Source organism: Streptomyces sp. NPDC047841 (assembly GCF_040704085.1).
Classification (GTDB): domain Bacteria; phylum Actinomycetota; class Actinomycetes; order Streptomycetales; family Streptomycetaceae; genus Streptomyces; species Streptomyces argyrophylli.
In genome coordinates this window covers 20,098-43,015 of record NZ_JBEYRP010000043.1, presented here as the reverse complement: position 1 = coordinate 43,015, position 22,918 = coordinate 20,098, and the positions used below count along the sequence as shown (strand labels likewise).

The 22,918-nt window shown below is 70.0% G+C and carries 27 protein-coding genes; 17 read left to right on the top strand and 10 right to left on the bottom strand.

Going from position 1 to position 22,918, the window contains the following annotated elements:
• Positions 1-45: 45 nt before the first annotated feature.
• Positions 46-288 carry a hypothetical protein gene (locus AB0947_RS39425; RefSeq protein ID WP_366755209.1) on the bottom strand — a complete coding sequence of 81 codons (243 nt, stop codon included), beginning with the start codon at positions 286-288 and terminating at the stop codon, positions 46-48.
• A 150-nt stretch (positions 289-438) separates the two neighbouring features.
• Between AB0947_RS39425 and AB0947_RS39420 the strand changes: the two genes are divergently transcribed.
• Positions 439-1,116: an HNH endonuclease family protein gene (locus tag AB0947_RS39420; protein ID WP_366755208.1), complete on the top strand. Its 678-nt coding sequence runs from the start codon at positions 439-441 to the stop codon at positions 1,114-1,116.
• A 251-nt stretch (positions 1,117-1,367) separates the two neighbouring features.
• On the opposite strand, the gene AB0947_RS39415 is transcribed toward AB0947_RS39420, so the two are convergent.
• The 3 genes from AB0947_RS39415 to AB0947_RS39405 form a co-directional block, all read right to left on the bottom strand.
• The gene (locus AB0947_RS39415) at positions 1,368-2,873 is read right to left on the bottom strand and encodes a helix-turn-helix transcriptional regulator (RefSeq protein ID WP_366755207.1); all 1,506 of its coding nucleotides are present in this window, start codon (positions 2,871-2,873) and stop codon (positions 1,368-1,370) included.
• 188 nt (positions 2,874-3,061) lie between these two features.
• The gene (locus AB0947_RS39410) at positions 3,062-3,304 is read right to left on the bottom strand and encodes a hypothetical protein (protein WP_366755206.1); all 243 of its coding nucleotides are present in this window, start codon (positions 3,302-3,304) and stop codon (positions 3,062-3,064) included.
• A 677-nt stretch (positions 3,305-3,981) separates the two neighbouring features.
• Positions 3,982-4,182, bottom strand: coding sequence for a hypothetical protein (locus tag AB0947_RS39405; RefSeq protein ID WP_366755205.1), 201 nt, complete (start codon positions 4,180-4,182; stop codon positions 3,982-3,984).
• A gap of 160 nt (positions 4,183-4,342) precedes the next feature.
• On the opposite strand from AB0947_RS39405, the gene mobF reads away from it, so the two are divergent.
• The 3 genes from mobF to AB0947_RS39390 all read left to right on the top strand — a co-directional run bounded on the left by mobF (position 4,343) and on the right by AB0947_RS39390 (position 7,641).
• Complete coding sequence (gene mobF / locus AB0947_RS39400; protein WP_366755204.1) at positions 4,343-6,172, top strand: MobF family relaxase; 1,830 nt, start codon at positions 4,343-4,345, stop codon at positions 6,170-6,172.
• A complete protein-coding gene (locus tag AB0947_RS39395; protein WP_366755203.1) occupies positions 6,169-6,516 on the top strand; it encodes a hypothetical protein in 348 nt (115 codons plus the stop codon). The genes mobF and AB0947_RS39395 overlap by 4 nt, the downstream gene beginning before the upstream one ends.
• 570 nt (positions 6,517-7,086) lie before the next feature.
• Positions 7,087-7,641, top strand: coding sequence for a lamin tail domain-containing protein (locus AB0947_RS39390; protein WP_366755202.1), 555 nt, complete (start codon positions 7,087-7,089; stop codon positions 7,639-7,641).
• Positions 7,642-8,258: 617 nt separating this feature from the next.
• On the opposite strand, the gene AB0947_RS39385 is transcribed toward AB0947_RS39390, so the two are convergent.
• The gene (locus AB0947_RS39385; RefSeq protein ID WP_366755201.1) at positions 8,259-9,164 is read right to left on the bottom strand and encodes a helix-turn-helix transcriptional regulator; all 906 of its coding nucleotides are present in this window, start codon (positions 9,162-9,164) and stop codon (positions 8,259-8,261) included.
• Positions 9,165-9,522: 358 nt separating this feature from the next.
• On the opposite strand from AB0947_RS39385, the gene AB0947_RS39380 reads away from it, so the two are divergent.
• From AB0947_RS39380 to AB0947_RS39365, 4 genes are all read left to right on the top strand, one after another.
• Complete coding sequence (locus AB0947_RS39380) at positions 9,523-10,539, top strand: zinc-dependent alcohol dehydrogenase family protein (RefSeq protein WP_366755200.1); 1,017 nt, start codon at positions 9,523-9,525, stop codon at positions 10,537-10,539.
• 112 nt (positions 10,540-10,651) lie between these two features.
• Positions 10,652-11,419 carry a glucose 1-dehydrogenase gene (locus AB0947_RS39375; protein ID WP_366755199.1) on the top strand — a complete coding sequence of 256 codons (768 nt, stop codon included), beginning with the start codon at positions 10,652-10,654 and terminating at the stop codon, positions 11,417-11,419.
• Between the two features lie 90 nt (positions 11,420-11,509).
• Positions 11,510-11,884 carry a DUF2255 family protein gene (locus tag AB0947_RS39370; protein ID WP_366755198.1) on the top strand — a complete coding sequence of 125 codons (375 nt, stop codon included), beginning with the start codon at positions 11,510-11,512 and terminating at the stop codon, positions 11,882-11,884.
• A gap of 54 nt (positions 11,885-11,938) precedes the next feature.
• Positions 11,939-12,088: an aldo/keto reductase gene (locus AB0947_RS39365; RefSeq protein WP_366755197.1), complete on the top strand. Its 150-nt coding sequence runs from the start codon at positions 11,939-11,941 to the stop codon at positions 12,086-12,088.
• 237 nt (positions 12,089-12,325) lie between these two features.
• On the opposite strand, the gene AB0947_RS39360 is transcribed toward AB0947_RS39365, so the two are convergent.
• Both AB0947_RS39360 and AB0947_RS39355 read right to left on the bottom strand, forming a co-directional pair.
• The gene (locus AB0947_RS39360) at positions 12,326-12,535 is read right to left on the bottom strand and encodes a DUF6207 family protein (RefSeq protein ID WP_366755196.1); all 210 of its coding nucleotides are present in this window, start codon (positions 12,533-12,535) and stop codon (positions 12,326-12,328) included.
• Between the two features lie 448 nt (positions 12,536-12,983).
• A complete protein-coding gene (locus AB0947_RS39355; protein ID WP_366755195.1) occupies positions 12,984-13,337 on the bottom strand; it encodes a DUF6233 domain-containing protein in 354 nt (117 codons plus the stop codon).
• Between the two features lie 66 nt (positions 13,338-13,403).
• On the opposite strand from AB0947_RS39355, the gene AB0947_RS39350 reads away from it, so the two are divergent.
• The 6 genes from AB0947_RS39350 to AB0947_RS39325 all read left to right on the top strand — a co-directional run bounded on the left by AB0947_RS39350 (position 13,404) and on the right by AB0947_RS39325 (position 17,506).
• Positions 13,404-13,622 carry a hypothetical protein gene (locus tag AB0947_RS39350; protein ID WP_366755194.1) on the top strand — a complete coding sequence of 73 codons (219 nt, stop codon included), beginning with the start codon at positions 13,404-13,406 and terminating at the stop codon, positions 13,620-13,622.
• Positions 13,619-14,110, top strand: coding sequence for a hypothetical protein (locus AB0947_RS39345; RefSeq protein ID WP_366755193.1), 492 nt, complete (start codon positions 13,619-13,621; stop codon positions 14,108-14,110). Before AB0947_RS39350 ends, AB0947_RS39345 begins: the two co-directional genes overlap by 4 nt.
• A 102-nt stretch (positions 14,111-14,212) precedes the next feature.
• Positions 14,213-14,887, top strand: a complete 675-nt coding sequence (locus tag AB0947_RS39340; protein ID WP_366755192.1) for an HNH endonuclease family protein — start codon at positions 14,213-14,215, stop codon at positions 14,885-14,887.
• A 662-nt stretch (positions 14,888-15,549) separates the two neighbouring features.
• On the top strand, positions 15,550-15,774 hold the full coding sequence (locus tag AB0947_RS39335; protein WP_366755191.1) for a hypothetical protein: 225 nt from the start codon (positions 15,550-15,552) through the stop codon (positions 15,772-15,774).
• Positions 15,771-16,667 carry a sigma-70 family RNA polymerase sigma factor gene (locus AB0947_RS39330; protein WP_366755190.1) on the top strand — a complete coding sequence of 299 codons (897 nt, stop codon included), beginning with the start codon at positions 15,771-15,773 and terminating at the stop codon, positions 16,665-16,667. Before AB0947_RS39335 ends, AB0947_RS39330 begins: the two co-directional genes overlap by 4 nt.
• Positions 16,664-17,506, top strand: a complete 843-nt coding sequence (locus tag AB0947_RS39325; protein ID WP_366755189.1) for a hypothetical protein — start codon at positions 16,664-16,666, stop codon at positions 17,504-17,506. Before AB0947_RS39330 ends, AB0947_RS39325 begins: the two co-directional genes overlap by 4 nt.
• Positions 17,507-17,795: 289 nt before the next feature.
• Here AB0947_RS39325 and AB0947_RS39320 read toward each other — a convergent pair whose 3' ends face one another.
• Positions 17,796-17,918 (bottom strand): hypothetical protein, encoded by a 123-nt coding sequence (locus AB0947_RS39320; protein WP_366755188.1) that lies wholly within the window; start codon positions 17,916-17,918, stop codon positions 17,796-17,798.
• A gap of 339 nt (positions 17,919-18,257) precedes the next feature.
• On the opposite strand from AB0947_RS39320, the gene AB0947_RS39315 reads away from it, so the two are divergent.
• Positions 18,258-19,313, top strand: coding sequence for a replication-relaxation family protein (locus AB0947_RS39315; protein WP_366755187.1), 1,056 nt, complete (start codon positions 18,258-18,260; stop codon positions 19,311-19,313).
• Positions 19,314-19,519: 206 nt separating this feature from the next.
• On the opposite strand, the gene AB0947_RS39310 is transcribed toward AB0947_RS39315, so the two are convergent.
• Positions 19,520-19,657 (bottom strand): hypothetical protein, encoded by a 138-nt coding sequence (locus AB0947_RS39310; protein ID WP_366755186.1) that lies wholly within the window; start codon positions 19,655-19,657, stop codon positions 19,520-19,522.
• Positions 19,658-19,669: 12 nt separating this feature from the next.
• Entirely contained in the window at positions 19,670-20,092 is a 423-nt protein-coding gene (locus AB0947_RS39305; RefSeq protein ID WP_366755185.1) for a hypothetical protein, read from the bottom strand.
• A gap of 503 nt (positions 20,093-20,595) precedes the next feature.
• Here AB0947_RS39305 and AB0947_RS39300 point away from each other — a divergent pair.
• A complete protein-coding gene (locus tag AB0947_RS39300; RefSeq protein WP_366755184.1) occupies positions 20,596-22,056 on the top strand; it encodes a hypothetical protein in 1,461 nt (486 codons plus the stop codon).
• A gap of 47 nt (positions 22,057-22,103) precedes the next feature.
• On the top strand, positions 22,104-22,358 hold the full coding sequence (locus tag AB0947_RS39295; RefSeq protein WP_366755183.1) for a dTMP kinase: 255 nt from the start codon (positions 22,104-22,106) through the stop codon (positions 22,356-22,358).
• Positions 22,359-22,918 lie beyond the last annotated feature (560 nt).

The following is a 22,918-nucleotide window of genomic DNA, read 5'->3' as shown; positions in this document are numbered from 1 at the left end:
TCCACACCCTCGACGGCGCCGACGTCCGGGCGGCGTCCGCGCCGGCTATTCGGCCTGCGGATCGTCTCGAGCGTGCCGGACGGCCTTCTTCACGGCCTGCTCCGCTTCATGCCGGTTGCTCTCGGTGGCTTCGGCGTGCGCGGTGACGGCGGCCTGTACCTTCTCGGACGCCTTGCGCCAGCGGCGCCACTGGGCGTCGTAGTCGTTGCCGGTCAGGCCGGCGAGCTTGGCGCGTTCTTCCTCGGCGGATCGTTCCAGCTTGATCAGCTCATCGGGGACCTCTGCCACGGCACCGATCGTAAGCGGCCCGCTGCGCGCGTCGACGATCGGACTTAACCCCCGATCGGGTAGAGCCGCTGCCGGTTGCCGGGCGGGTCGCCTGCGGGAGCCACTACGAAGATCACGACCTGTCCGTGATCTTCGAGAGGAACCCTGCTCGTGCGCCTCGCCCGTACCACCGCTGCCGCGGCCGCCGTACTCGCCGCCCTCCTTGCCCCCACGACCGCGCACGCCGCCCCGGCCCCCGCCGCCGCGCCGCGGGATGCCGTCACCTTGCCCGTCCAGGACATCCTCGCCCAGCTGCCGGTGCGCAGCGAGGACCGCACCGGGTATGAGCGCAGGAAGTTCAAGCACTGGGTCGATGCCGACAAGGATGGCTGCGACACCCGCACGGAGGTGTTGAAGGCCGAGGCGGTGGTCGTCCCGGAGCAGGGGGCGAGCTGCGGGCTGAGCGGGGGAGCCTGGTTCTCGCCGTATGACGATCGCTTCATCCAGGGACCGAGGGGTCTGGATATCGACCACCTGGTGCCGCTCGCGGAGGCGTGGGACTCTGGGGCCTCCGACTGGAGCGCGAAGGAACGTGAGGCCTACGCCAACGACCTCGGAGACGACCGCGCGCTGATCGCGGTGTCGGCTGCCTCGAACCGGTCCAAGGCCGACCAGGACCCGTCCACGTGGCTGCCGCCGGCCGTCGGCTACCGGTGTCAGTACGTCACCGACTGGGTGGCCGACAAGATGCGTTGGGGCCTGAGCATCGACGCCGGCGAGCAGGCCGCGCTCACCAAGGTGCTCGGCAACTGTCCGGACGTGCCCGTCACTGTGACACTGGCCCGCTGACGGCCTTGGCCGCGAAGAGGCCGCCGCGGAGGCGGCGCCAGGTCACCCAAAGGCCGAGCCAAGCGCGGCTGCCAGGAGCAGGACCAGACCGTGCCCGTGCAGAAGACGGGCTGGCACCTGCCCCTCTCGCTTCCGCGGCTGGCAGGCGAGCGCTGCACAGGCTGACCCCTGACCGAGCGGCCGCTGGGACCCCCTTCCACCCCGGCTTGGTCTGGTCGGGGTGGTCACCGGGGTGTGGCAGGGCGCACGGGTCACGTTCCTCCGAGGGGGGTGATGGCGGTGGCGGGGGGGAGTTTGCGTTGTCGCAGGGCGGCGGTGATCGCGGTCATCGGCCGCCACCGTTCGCGGTCTGTCTGCGGGTTCTGTTCGGCGAGTTTGTCCAGGAGGCGGGCGCGGCCGTCTTCGATGGTGCGGTCTTCGGTGAGGACCGTGCTGAAGGTCTTCATGACGGTGGCGGGGCCGGCGGGGCAGGCGGGTGGGGAGGCGAGGCCGATCTCTAAGTGTGCGGTAGCGGTTACGAGGTCGGGTGTTCGCTGGCTGGGGGCAGGCAGGACGGCTGTGCCGTGGGTGGCTTCGTGGTGGGCGTCGTCCAGGAGCCGGGCGAAGTGGTCGACGTTGCCGCCCAGGAGGCGGACGAAGCTTTGCAGGACGTCGGGGGGTGGCAGGACGGTGCCTTCGAGGAGGGAGGCCACGGTGCCGGCGGTGAGCACCCAGCGGCTGGCGACGGCGATGTCGTTGGGGGCGGGGCGTCCCGCGCGCAGGTGCAGGGTGTGGACTGCGGCGCGTAGTTGCTCTGCTGCCGGCAGGGGTGGGGTGTCGGGTTCCGGGAGTGGTTCGCGGCACTTGTGGCTGAGCTTCTCCGACTCCCACACGGTGCGCAGGACTTCAGGGTCGGCGCCGCAGGTGTGGGCGAACTTGCGCGTCAGGTCCCAGGTCGGTACGCGTTCGCCGGTCAGGATCCGTGACAGGTAGGAGGGGGAGCATCCGATCCTGCCGCTGACCTCTTTGTTGGTGAGCTGGGCGGTGCGGATGAGCATGGACAGGATGGGCGCGAGCCGGTTGTAGGCGGCGCCTGCCGGCTCGGTGGGTGTGGTCTGGTCTGGTCCGTCCCCTCGGTCGCTGCGGTCGCTGCCCGAATCGCTGCCGTCGCCGCCGGTGTCGCCGGCTGAGGGCGGGTCCTGAGGTGAGGCGGTCCCGTGTCCGGGGGTGGTGAAGAGGCCGACCACGGTGGTAGGCACCGTCCCGGACCGGTTGAACTGCGCGAGGCGGCGCAGGAGGTAGCGGTCGGTGTAGCGGTGGCGGGCGGTGTCCTCGCTGATGCGCAGGGCCGAGCTGATGGTGACCCAGGTGACACGCCGGTAGCGTGCCCGGCCGACGGCTGCTGCGGTCAGGCCGTCGAGCTGCTCTTGCAGTTGGGTGATGCGCAGCAAGGGCTCCTCCCCGTCGAGCGAGGGCAGGAGCCGCGCGAGGTCGCGAGCACCGTCCTGGATGTCTTTGGCGATCTCGGCGATGAGCTCGTCCCCGGCCGAGGGGGCATGGCCGGCGGCCCGGGTGGCCGGAGGGGTCCGAGCGGGGCTCGGCGACAGCTCGGCCGCGGGTCCCGGGTGTGCCGCGGGCGGCGCTGCGGATCCGGGTCCGGCATGGGTGCGACGCCGGTGGGCGGCCTGACGGCAGGCGTCTGTGCAGTACTTCCGGGGCCGGCCCTTGCCGGGGCCTCCGGTGAGAGGGGAGCTGCAGTACTCACAGTTGTCACTCACGGTTGCTTCCGTCCCGTAACGAAAAGGGTTCATGAAGGGTCGCCCGCGGCGGATGCACCGGGGATTCCCCGGGTTTCGTCACGCGCGCTGGCTACGCGGCACGGGCCGGGGCTGCACTGGGGGCCTGTGCCGCATGGTGTGGGTCGGAGGGAGACCGGCTTGCCGGTCTCCCCCCGAATCAAGGCCTCTCAGCGGCGGTAACGGCGGAACCACACAAGCCGGAGGGCGGCGCCGGAGAGCGCACCGCCGACGACGGTGGCGGCTTCGGGGGAGACCGTCACATGGATTGGCGGGCGGAAAATGAGCAGGTATCCGATGAACAGGATCCCGATGAACGCACTAACGGCATGCGTGCCAGACCGGTTCACGTAACGGAACTTTTCGTTACGGCCACTACGCTTGCGTGCGAAGCGGCCGGACGGTTGTTTCACCCGGCGACGCCGGGGGGTAGATCGCCCCATAGGGCGCTCCTCTCGGATTGCCATGAGCGTGCGGGACTTCGAACAGGGTTTGGAGACGTTGTGCGAGGTCCCGCACGCAACCTGACGGTGAAGCTACCGATACACAGTGCGATATGCTAATCAACCAAATGCCCCACTCTGGGTCATAATGACGATCTTCCCAGGACGGTGGATTTTCGTTGCCACGTCCAGGGAAACATCCCCGGATTCCGTAGCTCCGCGTTTCGGACGTGGCCTGTTTTCACTCTCGGACGTTTCCTTCCTTTTCCAGTCACCAGCCACGCCCTAAGTGGTCGAAGTGGATGTCACTTCGCACGCCAGACGCAGGGAAATGGTCGGAATATGATCTGATGCGATCAATCAACCGACGTAGCACGACCCGGGACATGCCACTCCCTGATCACCGGGCTTGCAGAAACGATCATCGTGAAGCGCCGCCCTCGTCGAACCAGCTCTGATGCCGACCCGTCCCGACAGGGCACAGCGCTACGCGGCCCGAGGCACGTCGGGCTGGTGGTGCGACTGCGGTCCTCAGGCTGCGTGGCTCTGTTCACGTCATAGGCGCGCGTCCGATGCACACGAGAACGGACAGCACCGCACCGCTCACCGGCAGGGGTCAAGCGGTGCGCAGTATTCGCACGGCGTCGTCAGGCGTCGTCCCCGGGCAGTAGCGGCATCGCCTCCTTCCATCGGACAGGCTGAAGCAGGTGGCAGCCGACGAAGCACCAGCGGTCCTTGATGACCTCTCGCTGGGGGAAGGAGAACTGGGCGCTGAGGACCAGGTACACCAACTCCGTGGTGACCGTGTGGCAGAGGGCGCAGGGGATTCCGTCTCTGGTGATTTCCATGCGCGGGAGAGTGCACACACCGGAGGCTTACCGTCTCGGCCTGACCCGGCGGTCCGCCTGGCGGGCGCCCCGGTAAAGATCTGGCGATGCCCCTCCCGCCCGGCGGGACGGACCCCGGATCGCGCTTTTGCGCAGGTCAGCGCCGGGGTTCCATGGGCAGATGATCAGCATGTCGCCAGTCCGCCCGGGGAACGGGTGGCGCTACCTCTTCCGTGGTGTGATGGTCGGCGACGGCCACCGTCGGGCGGGCACGCCGCTGCGCGCCGCCCAGGACGAAGCCGGTGTCCCGCCCGGCGTGTGGAAGGGCCGGGGCCTGGCCGCGCTCGGCCTGGCGGCTGGGGACGTGGTGACCGAGCGGCAGGCCGAGCTGCTCCTGGGGGAGGGCCGGCACCCGGACGCCGACCGGATCGAGCGCGAGCTCCTGGCGCAGGGCAAGACCCCGGCGCAGGCGAGGCGGGCGACCGTGCTGGGCAGGCCCATCGAGCACAACCGCTCACCGAAGACCGACAAGGCCAAGGAGCGCACCCCCTGGCTGGCCTTCGACCTGACGTTCCGGCCCCCGCCGACGGCACACGTCGCATGGGCCCTGATGGACGACCGGCACCGCCGGGTGCTGGAGCTGTGCGACGCCATCGCCCGCGACAAGACCCTGGCGTGGACGGAGGAGTCGGTCGCGGAGATCCGCTGGAAGGCCGGCGGCAAGAAGCGCGCCCGGGTCAAGGACGGGCTGGTCGTCGCGGTCTTTAGGCACTACGAATCCAGAGCCACGGAATCGAGGCCGCTGCTTCACACTCACGCGGTCGTGTCGATCCGCGCCCGGCGGCCGCACGACGGGAAGTGGGGCAACCTGTCGGCGGACTCGCTGATGACCCACATCGTCGCGGCCGACACCCTCTACACCCTGTACTTCATGGAGGAGGTGTCCGCCCGGCTCGGGTGGGCGTGGGAGCCGCGCGAGGTGACGCCCGGCCGCCGGCCCGTCATGGAGATCGCGGGTATCGACCAGCGGCTGATCGGCTGGCAGTCGACCCGGCGTCAGCAGATCGAGGACGCGCTGCCCGTCCTGACGGCCAAGTACGAGGAGAAGCACGGGCACGCGCCGGGGGAGCGGGCCGCCTACGCGCTGGCATGCCAGGCCGCCGACCAGACGCGCCCGCCCAAGCGCACGGAGCTGCGGTCGCTGACCGAGCTGCGCGAGCGATGGCGCACCTCAGCGATCCGGGCCTACGGCGCCGAGGTCGTCGACCGGTTGGCGGCGCGGGCGCGGGCGGCGGCCGCGGTGGTGTGGGCGCGGGTGCGGCCGGTGGTCGACATCGCCCTGGCGGCCGTCGACGTCGTCGCCGTGGTGTATGTGATGCGCGGCGCGTTCGCCCGCCACCACCTGCTTGCCGAAGCCCGACGCCACCTCGCCTACGTCCTGCGCGGTCGCCCCCACGAACCCGGTCTGGATGAACGGATCGTGCAGACGGTCATCGACGACTACACCCGCCCCGTCGGGCGCGGCCGGAGGATGACCGCCGACCTGCACGCCCTGTACCCGAGCGACACCGAGGACCAGGCCGTGCTGCGCCCACTGACCCGCAGCCGCACGGCGCCCCCGTACGAGCGGGCCCGCATCGCCGCCGGCGCCCTGGCCGCCCGAGTCCGCGCCGCGCGGCGAGCGGAGCGCCTGGGCTCCCGCCCCCGCCCGTACGCCGTCGCGGTGCCCGCCGCCTCGACGTCGCACCCGCGGCCGCTCCGCGACGGCCGGAAGGATGGCCGCCTCCTGGAGCCGGAGACCGGAGTCGACATCGACGCGGTGGAGCAGACCCGCCAAACCCTCGAAGCCGCCGCCGCGCAGGTGGCCGCCACGCTCCAGGACAGCCGCCGGGCACGCGAAGCCGCCCACAGCCTGCGTCCGCAGCCTGCCCCGGCGGCGGTCCCGCCGCCGCACGCCCAGCAACCCGGCGCCCAGCACACACCGGGCCGAACCATAGGAGGAGTCACGTGAGCACCCCGGAAGAACGCCCCAACCCCGACGAAGCCCTCGCCCGCGCCCGTGCCACCCGCAAGCAGATGGCCGCCGCGCTCGACGAGGACCCGGAGCCCGAAGTCGACGAGCCCGTGGGGTGGCAGCCGATCTGGAAACGGCCCCGGCAACCGAAGTCGAAGGCGGCGAAGAAGGCGGAGCTGCGCAAGCAGCGGCGGCGGCTCCAGGACGCCGGACGTCGCCGCCTTGCCGCCGGGCAGTCGCGCCGGCCCCGGTCCCAGCAGAACCGGATCGGCAACGCGGCCGCGCGCCGCGACGCGCGTGCTCTGTCCCGGGTGCGGCACTCCACCGCGTGGCTGTGGTGACGATGCGATGCACCCGACCTGCTGCGGACGACGCACCGCAACCTCCGCGCCCGCGGACAGCCCGTCCATGCCTGCCGAAGGGAGCGATGCCGCCGGAGGAGAGGCCGGGGTGCGGGTGGGAAGGCCGCGGCGTGGAGCGCGCGAGCGGTGCGGCCAGCATCGGTTCCAGTCCCTTCTTCTCTTGTGACGAGTCGCCGGCGCATCCCGCGGCGGGTCCGTCCCGTCCGGATTGGTGGGCCGGGTTGTTACTCACTTTCGGGTGAGGGCGCTCGTCACGGTGGGGTGGCGCAGCCCGGCGATGCGTCGCTAGAAGCCGGTAGTTCCAAGGGCCCGGCATCCGATGCCTCACCGGTCTGCCCGATTCAGCCGATAAATGGTCATTACAGGTTAGCGTCACAGAAATCTGCTCAATCTGTAACAGGCTTCGCAAATCCCTCAAAGGTCGAGGTGCGGGCTGGAAGGTGTGGGTGCGCGGCCGACCGGCTGCGCACCAGCACAACGCACCTAGCTGAACCGCGGCTTCGATGCCGCGGGTGGGGCTGGGTGTGCGCACCTTGAAGGGGGACCTTCGTGTCCGTTTCTTCTTCCGTCCGTCGTCTGACCGCCGCCGCCGGCGTGGCCGCTGCGGTGGTGGGGGCGGTGACGCTGCCGGCGGCGGCCGCCGACCACCACGGCCGCCAGTACCGCCCGGCGGTGTACATCAGCGACGTGCAGTACGACTCCCCGGGCCGCGACGACCGTTCCAACCGCTCGCTGAACGCGGAGTGGGTGGAGCTGACTAACGACTCGCGGCGGGCGGTGAACCTGGACGGCTGGACCGTCTCCGACGAGGACGGCCACACCTACACCTTCGACCACTACCGGCTGAACGGCCGCGCCACCGTCCGCATCCACACCGGCATCGGCCGCGACAACCGGACGGACGTGTACCAGGACCGGCGGGCGTACGTGTGGGACAACTATTCCGACACCGCGACCCTGCGCAACGACCGCGACCGGTTCGTCGACGAGGTGTCCTGGGGCTACGACCGAGACCACCGCGGCGACGACCGGCACCGCGGCGGTGACCACCGTGGTGACGACCGGCGTCACGGCGGCGGCCACCGCGACGGACACCGCGACTGAACTCGTGCGGCGGTAGATGACGCCGGCCCATGAGCCGGACGTGTCCACGGTGGGTCGCCTCGTGCGGGGGCGGCCCACCTTCCCTACGTGCCCGGCGGGGTCAGCCGGGTGCGGTAGCCGTCCCACCCCATTCGGATGCTCGCCGACGTTCCGGGCCGGTGTCCGGTGAGCGTGTAGCGACCGGACTCGGGGGCTGGCCGCGACACCCTCACCCTGAAAGGGCACTTACAACGCATACAGCGGAGCGGGGCGCCCGTTGCCAGGGCACGTACACGCAGCTGAACGGGTGGCCTGATCGCGGGTCGTATGCGTACGCCGCATGGGCGGGGGCGCTGGTGTGCTGACACGGTGCGGGCCGCAGGTGACGTCCATAGGCTGGGTGTGGGATCTCACGGTTGGTGGCCCGAGTCAGGCTCCTGACCAGGGTGTCTTCAGGCACTTCACGTCGTGGAGCGGCAGCGTCGTCTCAGGAGCGTGGCATTTTCCCAAGAGGTGCGTGAGCAGTTTGCAGTCTCCGACTGCGTCGGCCTCTGTGTCCGCAGTGTCGGGCTTGGGAGCGTGAGGACTCGCGCCACAGAGTGAGTGGCAGGAGACCCTCGCGTGCTGCCGCCGAACGCTCAGGGCCGGTGCGGGACGCCTTGATCGTTGTCAGCGGACTCGCTGTCCGTCGGGCGGTTCTCATCGAGTGTGGCGGCCCAGCTGGCGAGCAGTTTGAGGCCGTCGGCCGATGGGGTGCCGGGTTCGGCGCTCATGGCGGTGAGAGTCAGCCCTGGATCGGTCGGTACGGGAAAGGCCTCGAAGGCGAGGGTGAGGTTGCCGACGGCGGGGTGGTGGAAGCGCTTGAGGCCGGTGTGGTGCAGGCGCACGTTGTGTGCGGCCCACAACGTACGGAAGTCCTCGCTGCGGGTGGAGAGTTCGCCGATCAGGTCGCTGAGGTCGCGGTTGTACGGGTCCTGTCCGGCCTCGGTGCGTAGAAGGGCTGCGGCCGCGGCCCGTTGGTGGTCCAGTTCGGTCATGTACTGCTCAGCGCCGGGGTTCAGGAACTGGTAGCGGGCCATGTTGACCGGTCGGGCGGGGTCCTGGAACAGCGGCCAGTACAGGGCTTTGCCGAGACGGTTGGTCGCGAGGATGTCGAGGCGGCCGTTGCGGATGAACGCGGGCGCGTCGGTCATCGCGTCGAGGAGCTGTTGCAGGGCGGGCCGGATGGGCTGTGCCGCGCGGCGGCGGGCGGGCCGGCGGGTGGTCCTGGCGGTCCGGGCCAGGTCCATGAGGTGGGCACGCTCGGATTCGTCGAGCTGCAGCGCTCGGGCCAGGGAGTCCAACACAGCTTCGGAGGTGCCGGAGAGGTTGCCGCGTTCCATGCGGGCGTAGTACTCCGCGCTGACCCCCGCGAGCGTCGCGGCCTCTTCGCGGCGCAGCCCCTTGACCCGGCGGTGGCCTGCGGCGGGCAGGCCCGCCTGCTGCGGGGTGATCTTGGCGCGGCGACTGGTGAGGAACTCGCGGACCTCGCTTCGGTTGTCCATGTCTTCGAGGCTACGACGATCGCGGTGTGTGAGGGGTGCCCTGCCAGTACATGTAACAGCGGGTCCTTCCGCACGCGCGTGACCTGCCGTTTCATCGATGTCAGGCCAGCAGACGGCCGCCCCTCCGCCTGGCGGCGCACACGGTCCGGGGAGGGCGGAATAGAAGGCGATGCCCTTCCCCGCGAGTGCGGGAACGCGCTGGGCCGCGACACGGAAAGGAGTCGGAGATGGCGGAAGACGGGCAGCCCGCGGGCGACCAGCACGCAGGCCCCCGTCGCCCCACCCGCAGCTCCTGACCTTCGGGGTGCCTGGAGCCGTCCAGCGCCCCGCACTCCTCCCCTCGATCACGGAAAGATTCATGCGCGCAACTGTGCTTCACGCCCCTGGCGACGTGCGGGTCGAAGACCTGCCCAAGGCCTCCCTGCAGCAGCCCACGGATGCGGTGATCCGCACCGTCGCCACCTGTGTGTGCGGCTCGGACCTGTGGGACTACCGAGGCATCAACGAGGTCGCCGAGCCCACGCCCGGCGGCCACGAATACGTCGGCATCGTCGAAGAGGTCGGCAGCGAGGTGACGAGCATCAAGCCCGGCCAGCTCGTGGTCGGCTCGTTCTTCGCCTCGGACAACACCTGCCCCAACTGCGCAAACGGCTACCAGACCAACTGCCTGCACCGCGAGTTCGTCGGCGGCTGCCAAGCCGAGTACGTCCGCGTCCCGCTCGCCGACGGCACCCTCGTCCACGTCCCCGGAGAGGTGTCCGAGGAGCACATCCCGAGCCTGCTGGCCTGCTCCGACGTGATGGGCACCGGCTGGTACGCGGCCGTCGCCGCCCAGGTCAAGCCCGGGGACACCGTCGCGGTGGTCGGGGACGGCGCGGTCGGCCTGTGCGCCGTGATCGCCGCCAAGGAACTCGGGGCGACCCGCATCATCGCGATGTCGCGGCACACGTCCCGCCAGCAGCTGGCTCGAGAGTTCGGCGCCACCGACGTCATCGCCGAGCGCGGCGACGAGGGTGTAGCCCGGGTCAAGGAGCTGACCGGAGGCATCGGGGCGGACGCCGTCCTGGAGTGCGTGGGCAGCCCCGAGTCCATGCAGCAGGCCCTGCACGCCACCCGCCCCGGCGGCAACGTCGGCTTCGTCGGCGTCCCGCACGGCGTCCAGATCGACGGACAGGAACTGTTCTTCTCCCACGCGGCCCTGCGCGGCGGTCCCGCCCCGGTCCGCGCCTTCCTGCCCGGCCTCATCGAGCGCGTCCTTGACAGCCGGATCAACCCGGGCAAGGTCTTCGACCTCGAGCTTCCCCTGGAGAAGGCCGCCGAGGGCTATCGGGCCATGGACGAGCGCCGCGCCATCAAGACCCTCCTGCGCCCCTGAAACAACCATCGACACATCCGTCGCAGCCGAGAACGCGGCTGACACGAACCCCTGCACGAGGCGGGTGCTCCAACGCCTGGGCCCGCCTGCCCCAGAGATTGGATCCCTGAGCATGAACCCGCAGTACAACTTCGAAGGCCAGGTCGCCCTGGTCACCGGCGCGGCCTCCGGCATGGGCCTGGCCGCCGCCCGCGCCTTCGCCCAGGCCGGTGCGGCCGTCGTACTGGCCGACCTCAACAAGGACGCCGTCGAGAACGCGGCGCAGGAACTCACCGACGCCGGGCACCAGGCCATCGGCGTGGTCTGCGACGTCACCGACGAGGACCAGGCCGCCGCCATGGTCCAGAGCGCCGTGGATACCTACGGCCGCCTGGACATGGCCTTCAACAACGCCGGCATCCAGGTCCCGCCGTCGGACGCCGCCGACGAGACGGCCGAGAACTTCGATCGCGTCAACGCCGTCAACCTGCGCGGCGTGTGGGCCGCCCAGAAGCACGAACTGCGCCAGATGCGCGCCCAGGGCTCCGGCGCCATCGTCAACTGCTCATCCCTCGGCGGCCTGGTCGGCCTGCCCGAGCGCGCCGCCTACCACGCCTCCAAGCACGGCGTGATCGGCCTGACCAAGAGCGCAGCGGTCGAATACGCGCCGAAGGGCATCCGCATCAACGCCGTCTGCCCCGGCGTGATCGAGACCCCGATGGTCGCCGACATGCTCGAGGGACAGGCCGAGGCCATGGCCGCGATCATGAGCGAACAGCCCATCGGACGCCTCGGCCAGGCCGAGGAAGTCGCCGCGGCCGCCCTGTGGCTGTGCAGCCCCGGCGCCAGCTTCGTGATCGGCGTCGCCCTGCCCGTCGACGGCGGATACACCACCCACTGACCGCCCCCAACCGGGGCACCCGGCGCCGGGGCACGGCACGCACCACCGTGCCCCGGCGCCGGCCGTCCCCGACCCGTCATGGAGACCACCATGAGCACCTGGAACCAGACACAGCTACGCTCGTTCACAGCAGCCGACGACCTGCACATCTCACCTTTCCGCGAGGACGGCGTCACCTACGGCACCCCCACCTGGATCTGGTCCGTCGTCGCGGGCGGTGACCTCTACGTCCGCCCCTACAACGGCCCCGACTCCCGCTGGTACCAGGCCGCGATGACGCAGCAGGGCGGACGCATCCGCATCGCCAGCACCGACTACGAGGTGCACTTCGAACCCACCGACGGCTCCGTCCTCGACGCCGTCGACGACGCATACCGCACCAAGTACGCCCCCAGCCCGTACCTGGAGCCGATGCTCGGACGCGGCCCCCGCTCGGCGACCGTCCGTATCTCTCCTGCCTCGTGAACAGGGCGCTGGCCGAGGTCTAGACCTCGCAGCACTTTCTGCAGGTCGTCGAGCATGATCACCTTCTGGGACATCGCCAACGTTTACCAGGCCGGCATCTCCGAAGAGATCGTCGGCCGTGCTATCGGGCGTAAGCCCTGGCACGAGGTGCGAGAGGTCAGACCGGTGCTCTCCCCGGTGGCTCCCACGCTGCGGGGTGCGTGAGCCACTTCCTGTTCATCGTCGGCGTCGGAAAGATCCAGATGGACGGATCGGGACGCTGTTCTTTAGAAAGGCGAGGCGCACGGTGGCCAGACTCGACTGAGCCCGCTCCGGTTCCGGCGCACCCAGCACATCGCCACCCGCATCGAGCAATGGCGCACCTGGTACGAACACGACCATTTGTCGCTGCAGGACATCGCCGACCGCGAAGGAATCTGCGGAACTGAGAGGTCTGCGACGCTACGAACCGAGCTCTTGGCGCACGTCCAGGTAGAGGCGCAGCCGGACGCCGGGCTCGCCGGGCGCCCGGGTCGTGGTATCCGCGATCGCGGCTGCCCACCGCCCGGCGAGCAGATCCTGAACGGCGAAGGCGGTCTGGTCGTCACAGGCCGCGACCTCGACGACGGCCAGACCCGGCTCCGCCACATGCACTTCACTGATCGGCTTCATACCCGGCACGACGCGCCGGAGCTGCCCGTAGTTCTCCTCTCCTGGCGGTGTTCACCCGGCCGAGTAGGTCAGCTCATGGACGACGGCGGCGATGCCGGCTGTGCAACGGGGAGCTTCGAGAAGATCTCGATACGGGCGCGTGGTGCCCCACGAGTGAGAGCGAGTGATCACCGTGGCGGTACAGGCAGGGGCCGAGCAGACGGCATTTACGCTGGACTGCGGACGGCAGGACGGGCAGCACGAACGCGGGAATGTTCGCCGGGCGAGTGTGGTTGAAGCGGGCGTGATGGTGAAGGGAACAGTGTCCCCGGGCCTCATCTATTGCATGCGAGGACGATCGTTCGGCTGAAGCCTCGCATTGCCTTTCGCCGCGTAGGCGACAGCCCTTCACGATCACACCCCTTTGCGGGGTCGCCCCGGTCAGTACGCTGGCCGGGGAGTTCTCGTTTCAGTCGATGCCGCAGGCTGCGTCGGGTCGGCAGTGCACGCACGGCGGCACTCCGTTCCGGAGAGCGTCGAGGGCCTGCTCGCGCGTGGCGGGCCGGCAGCGGCCGCTCTTCTTCGCGGCCCAGCAGCCGCCGACGTGGACAGCGTCGACGTTGTCCCGGTTCAGGCCGTACTGGATCAGCCAGTTCGCAGGGGCCGGCCGCATCCGCTCACCCTGAAGCCTCTCCGCCTCCCGCCGCTCCTCCTCGGCGATCCAGCGGTCGATGAGCCCCAATTGCCGGACGGCCTGCTGCTCGACGACGCGCCGGGCGAAACGCAGCGCGTCCAGACGCGAGAGCGGCTGCTCACCACCCACCTGCTGCTCCCTGGCTGCCGTGTCTGCCGTTTGCTCTCGAATTCGAACAAACGCTCTAATTGAAGTATGCATCGCGTCGACTACCTCACCGAGACCCAGGAGCGCATCCTGTGCTGTATCCGCCAGCACATCGCCGACTACGGCGAGGCGCCGACGATGCAGCAGATCGGCGCGGCTGTCGGCATGCGCAGCCGGGCCTCTGTGCACTACCAGTTGGGCGAGCTGGAGGCGAAACGGGCGATCGTCCGCGAGCCGGGGCGGTCGCGAGGGATCCGCCTCGCATGACCGGCGCCGGCCGCTACCACTCGCTGCTCGAATCCGGCGGCCGACCGATGCAACACGGCTGGTGGCACCGTGAGGAGGTCGCGCGGGACAAGTTCCGCCGCTGGATCGGCGAGTACGGCAGCATGCCGGACGCCCGCGTCACCCTCACCGACGACGAGACCGCCGGCGCGCTGGCCACCTGGCGCGACGACCGGTGGCTATTCGGTCGGCGGGTCATCTTGCGCGTGCCGCACGGCCTTCTTCACGGCCTGCTCCAGCTCATACCGGTTGCTCTCGGTGGCTTCGGCGTGCGCGGTGACAGCGGCCTGCACCTTCTCGGACGCCTTGCGCCAGCGGCGCCACTGGGCGTCGTAGTCGTCACCGGTCAGACCGGCGAGCTTCGCGCGCTCTTCCTCAGCGAATCGCTCCAGCTTGATCAACTCATCGGGGACCTGGACCACGGCACGGATCCTAAGCGGCCCGCTGCGCGCGCCGACGATCGGACTTAACCCCAGATCGGGTAGAGCCGCTGCCGGTCGCCGGGCGGTTCGCCTTCGGGAGCCGCTACGAAGATCACCAACCGCCCGTGATCTTTCGAGAGGACCTCGCTCGTGCGCCTCGCCCGCACCACCATCACCGCGGCCGCCGTACTCGCCGCCCTCCTCACCCTTACAACCGCGCACACCGCCCCGGCCGCCACCGCACCGCGGGATACCGTCACCCTGCCCGTCCAGGACGCCCTCACCCAGTTCCCGGTCCGCAGCGAGGACCGCACCGGGTACGAGCGCACGAAGTTCAAGCACTGGGTCGACGCCGACAAGGACGGCTGCAACACCCGCGCCGAGGTCCTCAAGGCCGAAGCCGTCGTCGCCCCGGAGCAGGGCGCGAGCTGCCGGCTGAGCGGGGGAGCGTGGTTCTCCCCGTACGACGACCGCTTCATCCAGGGACCGAGCGGCCTGGACATCGACCACCTGGTCCCGCTCGCCGAGGCATGGGACTCCGGCGCCTCCGACTGGAGCGCCAAGGAACGTGAGGCCTACGCCAACGACCTCGGCGACGACCGCTCCCTGATCGCGGTGTCGGCCGCGTCGAACCGGTCCAAGGCCGACCAGGACCCGTCCACGTGGCTGCCGCCGGCCGTCGGCTACCGCTGCCAGTACCTCACCGACTGGGTGGCCACCAAGATGCGCTGGCGCCTGAGCGTCGACGCCGACGAGAAGGCCGCGATCGCCGAGGTGCTCGACCAGTGTCCGGATGTGCCCGTCACCATCACACCGGCTCGATGATCCCCGAACCGGCCCAGTCGCCCGGTCGCTGACGGGAAGGGGGCCGGCGGCGAGCGTCCGCGGTGGCGGCAGCCCTCCCCCGGAGTGGGCGAGGGCTGCCAGGCGGTGCGGGGGTTGAGGGAGTTGCCGTGTGTGTTCACGCCCGTGCGCCCCTGGGTGCCTCTGTGGTGCGGCTGTGGCCGGGGCACGCTGGGCGGTCGTTGTCAGTGGGCTGGGCTACCGTCGAAAAGCCCTCACGGGCGGCTCCGCTCTCGCCTGGCCGTTACCTGCGGCCAGGCGAGAACAGTCAGCACGCCCCCAGAAAATCTCGGCACGGGGGCGGGCTCTTCCGGATGGAAGGCCGACACCCAGTGGATGCCTTGTTTCCATTGACGCGGCTGCACGGCTCGAATGCAAGGAAAACCGGGAACTTCCCCCCGGACGCGCCGTATTTGTGCGGTTCCTTTGCCCGAAGACCCCGGCCGGGTAGCGCCCCTGTGACTGTCATTGTTCCGTGATTCCTTGATCACGTTGTGTGCAACTCGCTTGCCTCACATGCTGGTTGGCCAGCAACCCGGATGGACGGCGGCCGGCACCCGCCGTCCCTTCCCGGGGTGCCCTCTGAGGTCCCTTCCGGATGGGGGCCTCGCCGCATCAGGCCGACCGACAACCAAGGGATTCCTATGGGACTTAAGCAGATACTGATCACCACGGCGACCGTGACCGGGCTCGTCCTGGCGTGGAGCGCGGTCATGGCCTGGCTGGGCCAGGCGGTCGCGGTCGCGAGCCTGGCACCGGTGCTCGGGCTGACCATCGTGCAGATCGTCCGCGCGGTACGCACCCACGCTCCGGCCGCAGGCCCCCGCGAGGCAGCCGTCCTGGACGAAGAGGACGACGCCGCCCGATGATGCCGCCCGATCCCTCCCAGCCGCCCCCCGGGCGGCCGGGCCGCAAACTCGGCCCGATCGTCCCTTCCGCGGGCAGCGTCCACCGCGCGTGGCTTGACCCGATGCGCGATGCGTACTTCTCCAGCGGCCGCACCTTGGGCGACCTCAGCGGTGAGGTGCCGCTGGCGAAGTCGAAACTCTCCGAGCTCTTGCGCGGAGCAGGGCTCTACCCCCGCTGGGAGATCGTCTCCCGCCTCGCCACGCTCCTCGGCCTGCCCCACGTCCCGCTGGAACGGCTGTGGAAGCAGGCCGCTCTGGAGGCCCACAAGAGCCGCGACTGGGTGGATCGCTGCACTGACAGCGCCGCCCTGACGACCACGCACGCTGCCGCGCCCCCGATCGATCACCGCGCGCTGTGCGAACACGTCGAGCAGGACTACCTCCTGTATGCGCAGGCCTTCCTCCCCGACGACCTGCAGTGCGAAGCCGCCGTCTCCGACACCTTCGACATCCTCTGGCTGTCCTGGAACGATGCCCTGGCCAGCCCCAACACGCGCCGCTTCGCCTGGACGGTCCTGCGCAACACCGTCATGGCCCGCACCCCTCACATCGACGGCCGCCCCTGCTTCAGCCAGACCGCCTTCGACACCGTCGCCCTCACCTACCTCACCGACGACGAGGCACGTGCCCGACAGCTTGCCGAGACCATGGCGCTGTTTCAGGTGATGAGCCGGCTGCCCGCAAACCAGCTCGACGTGATCGCGCTGCGCATCCTGTGGCGCATGCCCACCGAACGCGTCTCCGAGCTCCTGGGCCTGTCGCCGGCCATGGTCCGCTCCAGCCAGCGTCACGGCGAGCACTTCCTGAGAAGCATCCTCTACCCGCCAGAGACCGACGAAGGGGCAACTCCATGACACGCTTCGACGACCTGCTTTCCAGGGCCTGCCTCGTCAAGGAACGCACCGTGCCCCGCGATGTCGTTCCCTCCTACGCTCCGACGGCCTCCAGCCCGGCCCGCCCCTACGCGTACGCGACGGACGCCGACTCCGATGAGGCCGCCGAGGACCTCAAGGCCCTGTGCGAGACGGTACTCACCCACACCCCGCCCACCACGCTCGCCGACTTCCTGACCGAGCAAGTACCCCAGCCCCGCGGCGCCCTGGCGCTGGCGTGCATCCTGCAGCTCACCGACACAGACGACGGTGCACGCATGTGGTGGCAGTTCGCCGCCGGCGCGGGCCAGCCCGCCGCGGCCTACTGCCTCTACCTGCACCACCTCGCTCAGGGGGAGCAGGGCACCGCCCAGTGGTGGCACGAACAGACCGACGACCTCAAGCCCCCGCCCGAGCCCAACGCCCGCAGCGGGCATCATGAGCGCCGCCCGACAACCAGGTGGCACCCTGCCACGCACCCCGTCACCAGCACCTCCACCACCACCCTTCTTCGCGTCCTGCGCCACCTCGCCAAACACACCGTCCGTCCCCGCAGCGCTGCGATCACCGAACTCATGGACTACGTCTCCACAGCCGTCACCGCGGGATGGCTGCGCGAACCCGACTCCGACATCCCCCTGCCCGGGGCGGACTTCGCCGACCGGATCACCGAGCTGATCGAAGCAGCCGCGAACAAGCCGGACGTCTCCGACACCCTCCCCGCACGCTCCGCAGACCAAGACCTTCCTCCCGACCCCGACCAGAACGCCCCAGCCAGGTCTGCCGTACCTCAGCAGATTCAGGAGCCGGTACAACGGTGAACAGATGAATTTTGGGCCGCGCCTGTCTACAGACAACGGCACCGCTGCCCTGACAACGAGCTGAGGGAACGGTGCCGTTGTTGATCACGTGATGTTGCCCTTCAGGCGGTGGCGGGCCGGAGGCCCGACACCGCCGCACGACTCGGTGCGCCCTACACGGCAGTGAGGCGCACCGGGTGTACACCGTCCCGACTTCGCGCAGCAGTTCCTCACCGAGGACCACGAGGACGTCGCCGACACGGTGTGGACTGGGTGGAGCAGCTCGCGGACCAGCTCGCCGGCCAGGGCATCACTCCTGCGCGGAGGCGGTCAACTCCATCATCGCCTGGGCGTAGGTTGCGCCGTCAATCTCCTCGTCGTCGTACTGGCGCATCAGCTCGTCGATCTTGGCCTGAAGCTCTGCCCGGTCCATCGTTATCTCCCACATATCGGTGCCTGAAGATGGGGACAGTAGCGCGACGCGTGCCGTACGGACGGCGCTTTCCCCAGATCAAAGGCACTTTGCCCTTCCACTTTCGAGCTGGTCGTGCGCCTGCTGCCCACCTTCGATGAGACGGACCAGCATCTGTGCATCTTCAGTGAGACACGGCCCAACTCCGGTGAAACAGGTCAACAGCCGCGCCTGCCTGGTGATCACGGGTCGGTAACGGCGCTCAGCGGAGTGTCACACCGTCGACTTTCGCCACACCTCTACCAGGTGACAGGGGGATTCCATCCGGACCCCTGCGCCACCTGCGTGAGGAGCCTCGCCATGACGGACACCAGCAGCCCCCGGCAGCCCGAGCCGGAGCCGCGCCCGACCTGGTCGAGGGGTGCCGGGCTGCCTTTGGGCGGCCCGGAAGCCAGTGCCGTGAACGGTGCCGCGAACGATTCCAACGTCGTGCCCATCACCGCAGCTCACACCGCCCGCCAGGCGGCCTCCCGGCACGCTGACACCTCTCTCCCGTCCCCTGAGGCGTCAGCGAAGGGGAAGAAGTCCGCTCCGGCCAGGAAGGTGTGCGCCGATGCGCTGCGGATGCTGGGGTGCGTTCGGATAGCCACGGTGCAGCAGATGGCTGAGGTAGTCACGAAGGAAGACGCCGACGGCCGGTCGTACGTGCGCAGGGCGATGAACAAGCTGGCGGAGCTCGGGCTGGCGGAGACGAACGGCAAGGACGGCAAGCACCAGATCTGGAACCTCACCGTGGCGGGGCAGAAGGCTCTGGCCGACGGCAACGAGCTGCCTCCCCGACCGAAGGCCAGCACCGGCGCGAAGGCCGTTCGCGCCGGCTTCGGTCCGCACGGCGTCGCGGTGACGGACATGATCCTCGCCTACGGCGGCCGCAAGCACCTGACCGACTGGCAGGTGGAGGTCAACCACGCCATCAAGGAGACCGGCCTGAGCTTCAACACCGACGCAGTCCTCGCACTGCCGACCAAGACCAGCGAGGTCCGCCTCTTCGAGCTCGACAACGGCACCATGTCCCAGGCCCGCCTCGCCAAGGAGGTCTGGGACTACGAGCGCTACGCCGGACACCGCGTCTGGGAAGGAGCCCGCGGCACCAACGGCCGCACCTTCCCGTTCTGGCAGCGCCATCGCTACGCCCGCTCCCAGACCTTCCCGCGGCTGCACGTCGTCCTGGCGGGCAAGGAGGAGCACCTGCTCGACAACCGCCTCCAGGCGCTCGCCGACGACGTGAAAGGCATCGCCATCGCGGTGTGGGTGAACACCCTGCCCCGGCTCCAGCGCGGCGAGCCCTGGTACGAGATCGGCGTCGACGACCCCGACCGGCGCCGCCGACGCTACCCCGAACCCGTAGGCCGCTGACGGCGCGCGCGACGTCGGGCACGTCCCCGTCACGAAGGGGGCTGCCTGACGTCCGGCCCGGTGGGCGGAATGGGCACCGAAGACCTCATGCCACCCGGCAGATCGCCCGGGAGGAAGAGCAGCGCCGCGCCCTGGTCGCCTTCCTGGGCGGCTGGGACGCGGCGGGTGGGGAGCACCGGCGTAGCGCTGGACGGGTGCCCGCAAGCTCAGGCAGGCGCGGGTGCCGGGCGCAGGGAGGCGAGCGGTGAGCGCCGGCCTTTCTCCACCGCGCGCAGCTGCTCCCAGTCGACTTCGGGGTGGTCGGGGATGATTGCGTCGATCTTCGACGCGACGGCGGCCTCCACCTTCGTCGACGCCTAAGGAGCACTGAGAATCAGCTCGAGCAGCCGGATCGGCAGCCCGTGCCGGGTGTCGCTGCCGAGCAGTGCCCACAGACCGGAACGGCTGATGTGCAGGGCACTGGCATACGACGGCCACGACAGCTCGCCGGTGATGGGAGGCTCGTCCGGCCCGCCCGGAGAGGCCTGCGCGGTGCGCAGCGGTTCCAGACCCAGACGCTCCATCATGAAGGCGTCCATGCCTTCCTCGAAGTCGCCCAGTCCCTCGAACGCGACCAGCACGGGGCCGGGCCGAGCGGACACCACGTGGCCGTGCGGCGAGCCGGCCCGCACAGCCATCTCCACCCACAGCGGTTCGCCGTCTAGCTCGAAGCCCACCCGCACGTCGCGCAGCCAGTGGCGCACGTCGCGCTGCAGATTGTTGCGGCCCCGCAGGCACACAAGATGATCACCAGGACGCTGAACTTGCCCGCCTCGTTCCTGCCCGACGACGCCAGGCACCACAGCCCCGGACCCGGATTCCAGGAGAACGCGAACGGCTCACCGTCCTCGGTTCCGGCCGGGGAGTCCGTAGACGGCCGCACACCCTCGAACGCGACCGACGTCACCAGCAGTCGATGCGGGCGCGGCGCAGCCATGGCCGGCCGCTCATTCAGCCCCGGTGTGGGCCGGGGTCCGAATGGCATTCCCCAGCCGCCGAGCGAGGGCGGTGGGCACGGGCGATGGGTGTCGGAATACTTGCTGCGTGGCGACTCATGTGGAGACGAATGTCTGGCTTCCGGCCTGTGCGCTTGCCGCAGTGAAGGCCGTTGCCGCTCGCCGGGGCCTGTCGAGGGACGAGACGGTTCGTCAACTGCTCGACGAACACCTGGAGGCGCAGGAGCACCGCGGACCGGACGTGCGCCTCACGCACATCTCCACGGTGCTGCGCTACCCGCCGGCGCTTGGCAGGCGGAAGCATCGGTGGGTCCCCGGAGTTCGTAGGGCCGTTGCGGCTGCGCCTGCGTCCGGGGGTGGCCGACCGGGCACGGGCGGTGTCATTGCGGCTGCCTGGCCAGTTCCAGCGGGCGCACCGCGACTACCAGAGCCGTCAGCTGACCGACGCGGTGATGACCGCCATCGCCGTCCAGGAGCCGTTCACCGACACATACCTCGACGGTCTGAGGCCTGTCCTGCGGCACCGGGCGGCCCGGGGCCTGTGGGGTCTGGCGGTGGCGGCGACGAGCACCGCACCCGAACTCGCGGTGCACGAGGCGGTGTCGCGGGCGGAGTTCCCCGAGGAGAACGCAAGTGCATCCGGCGCATCTGCCGGTGGGCCGGGAGCCAGTTCCCGTCTGCTGCGGGTGGCCGCGGCGCTGGAGGGGGAGACGGGCTGGCATTCCGCGGTCCGCTTCTGGGTGGCGGCCAACATCGCACGCCTGCTGCTGACCGGCCCCGGGACGGACGCCGCGGAGCGGATGCTATTCGAGCAGGGGGAACAGTGGCGGGAGTTGCGTCTGGACTACCGGTACGCGAACGCCGCCACCCGCGAGGAACTGCGCCGGGGGATCGGGGACTGGGACGACTCCGGCCGCGGCGGCGGCGCGGTGTGGCGTGCCGAGCGCGCGGTCGAGGTCGAGGACTTCGAGGCCTGGCTGGTGGCCCGCGGCCGTACGGCCGAGCGCATGAACCTCCCGCCGGGGTGGCTGGTACGCACCCTGCGGACTTGGCGCGCCCGCGCGGCCAGCGGGCACGGCGCCGCACTGCGGGAGCCGTACGCCGGGTGGGCGGCGGCAGGCCGGCTGCTGGTCTTCACCTCAGGCGGGACCCTGGCGGTGTGGCCACTAACCCGTGGAAACGGCGGGCGGATGCGGCCGGTGGAGGGTATCGAGCCGGTTGTCGCGGCCGCCGCAGGACTCGCCCCCGACCAGGCCAGCACCTTCATCGAGGCGATGCTCCTCGACTGGAGCGACGACGGAGAAGCCGATCTCATGCCGGTCCCAGCCGTCCTGCGGCTGCCCGCCTCGCAGGCCTACGACTTCGGCTACATCGACGCCGCACAGCGCAGCAGCCTCATGGCAGAGGCCCGCGCAGCGACCCTGGAATCGATGAACGACGTCCTGAACCACCTGCACGACGACTTCTACCGCGCCCGCCTCGAGGCGGCCAGGGACAGCGGAAGCGTCACGGACTTCCGCCGGCTCGCCCGCTGGGCCCGCGTGCACTTCAGCCCAAGCCCCGCGACATGGCCGTGGCCGGGCGGCCCGGTCGCCCACGATGTCGTCGCAGGCACCCGGCCGGAGATCGTTCACTGGCTGGCCACCCACGCCCACCGGACGACGGCCACGCTGCTCCAGCACTCGATGGGCGAAGCATGGAACGCGGCCTTCGACCACCACCCACGGAGCTTCTGGACTGACATGTGACACCGACCATTACTAAGAGCGAGAGAGCACCGCTTTTGATGGGGGCCATGATGATCCCGCTCCTGCCCCCGCCCTCCGCACTCGGCGCGATCCAGCGCGTCCTGCTGGTCACCCTCCTCACCCCGGCCGTCTTGCTCGCCCTGGCCGCTGCGGTCCCGGCGCTGATCGTGCTGCCGTTCCTGCCGGGCGGAACCGACCGCGCCATTGCCCTGCTCACCGCGCACACCGCCTACCTCAGGGCGCTGCTCACAGGCAGCCGCACCCTGCCCCCGAACACGGCACGCCGACCGCGCGGATCGTGACGGCCAGATCGACTGCTTCCCGCATTTGCCGACGGGCCCGGTCCTCTGGACGCAGGCTCTCGGGTGAACGCCGTCGCCCCCTGTAGGGCATCCGGCTCGGCGACCGTCGGCGGCCCCAACCCGTACTGGAGTCCTGGGAATTCGACGCCGTCGGCCTAGACGGCCCGGAGGTAGCTGAAGGCGCTGACGGCCTCGTGCGGGGTCATCGGGGCGAGTGGCGTGGTATCGGGCATGGCAGCTCCTCAACGTGCGGGCCGCCCCGCTGATCGCGGGCGGCCTCGAACCTGATGCTGGGCGTGCTGCCCTGTGGACAGAGTCTGGCGCCGACGCGGGAGAGCTAGCTCCCCCCTTCAGATTGATCACGATGCGGTCACGGCGGAGAGGTTCTTCAAGGGGCGGCGTCACACGAGAGCCGAGAGCCGCACCTGTAGAAGGTGAACGGCGGGATGGGCCCGCTGGCAGATCTGGTCCACCTGCCCGGGCTGGCGGAGTAATGCAGCGTCCTCTCAGGGTCGCGCTCAGAGCGACCAGCAGTCTGCGGTCGACGCACCGCCGCACCA

Bases quoted from the DNA above. Each gene is read 5' to 3' on its own strand.
- AB0947_RS39405 (WP_366755205.1), bottom strand. From the start codon at position 4,182: ATGGAAATCACCAGAGACGGAATCCCCTGCGCCCTCTGCCACACGGTC.
- mobF (WP_366755204.1), top strand. From the start codon at position 4,343: ATGATCAGCATGTCGCCAGTCCGCCCGGGGAACGGGTGGCGCTACCTC.
- AB0947_RS39385 (WP_366755201.1), bottom strand. From the start codon at position 9,164: ATGGACAACCGAAGCGAGGTCCGCGAGTTCCTCACCAGTCGCCGCGCC.
- AB0947_RS39380 (WP_366755200.1), top strand. From the start codon at position 9,523: ATGCGCGCAACTGTGCTTCACGCCCCTGGCGACGTGCGGGTCGAAGAC.
- AB0947_RS39375 (WP_366755199.1), top strand. From the start codon at position 10,652: ATGAACCCGCAGTACAACTTCGAAGGCCAGGTCGCCCTGGTCACCGGC.
- AB0947_RS39370 (WP_366755198.1), top strand. From the start codon at position 11,510: ATGAGCACCTGGAACCAGACACAGCTACGCTCGTTCACAGCAGCCGAC.
- AB0947_RS39365 (WP_366755197.1), top strand. From the start codon at position 11,939: ATGATCACCTTCTGGGACATCGCCAACGTTTACCAGGCCGGCATCTCC.
- AB0947_RS39360 (WP_366755196.1), bottom strand. From the start codon at position 12,535: ATGAAGCCGATCAGTGAAGTGCATGTGGCGGAGCCGGGTCTGGCCGTC.
- AB0947_RS39350 (WP_366755194.1), top strand. From the start codon at position 13,404: ATGCATCGCGTCGACTACCTCACCGAGACCCAGGAGCGCATCCTGTGC.
- AB0947_RS39345 (WP_366755193.1), top strand. From the start codon at position 13,619: ATGACCGGCGCCGGCCGCTACCACTCGCTGCTCGAATCCGGCGGCCGA.
- AB0947_RS39335 (WP_366755191.1), top strand. From the start codon at position 15,550: ATGGGACTTAAGCAGATACTGATCACCACGGCGACCGTGACCGGGCTC.
- AB0947_RS39330 (WP_366755190.1), top strand. From the start codon at position 15,771: ATGATGCCGCCCGATCCCTCCCAGCCGCCCCCCGGGCGGCCGGGCCGC.
- AB0947_RS39325 (WP_366755189.1), top strand. From the start codon at position 16,664: ATGACACGCTTCGACGACCTGCTTTCCAGGGCCTGCCTCGTCAAGGAA.
- AB0947_RS39320 (WP_366755188.1), bottom strand. From the start codon at position 17,918: ATGGACCGGGCAGAGCTTCAGGCCAAGATCGACGAGCTGATGCGCCAG.
- AB0947_RS39315 (WP_366755187.1), top strand. From the start codon at position 18,258: ATGACGGACACCAGCAGCCCCCGGCAGCCCGAGCCGGAGCCGCGCCCG.
- AB0947_RS39295 (WP_366755183.1), top strand. From the start codon at position 22,104: ATGATGATCCCGCTCCTGCCCCCGCCCTCCGCACTCGGCGCGATCCAG.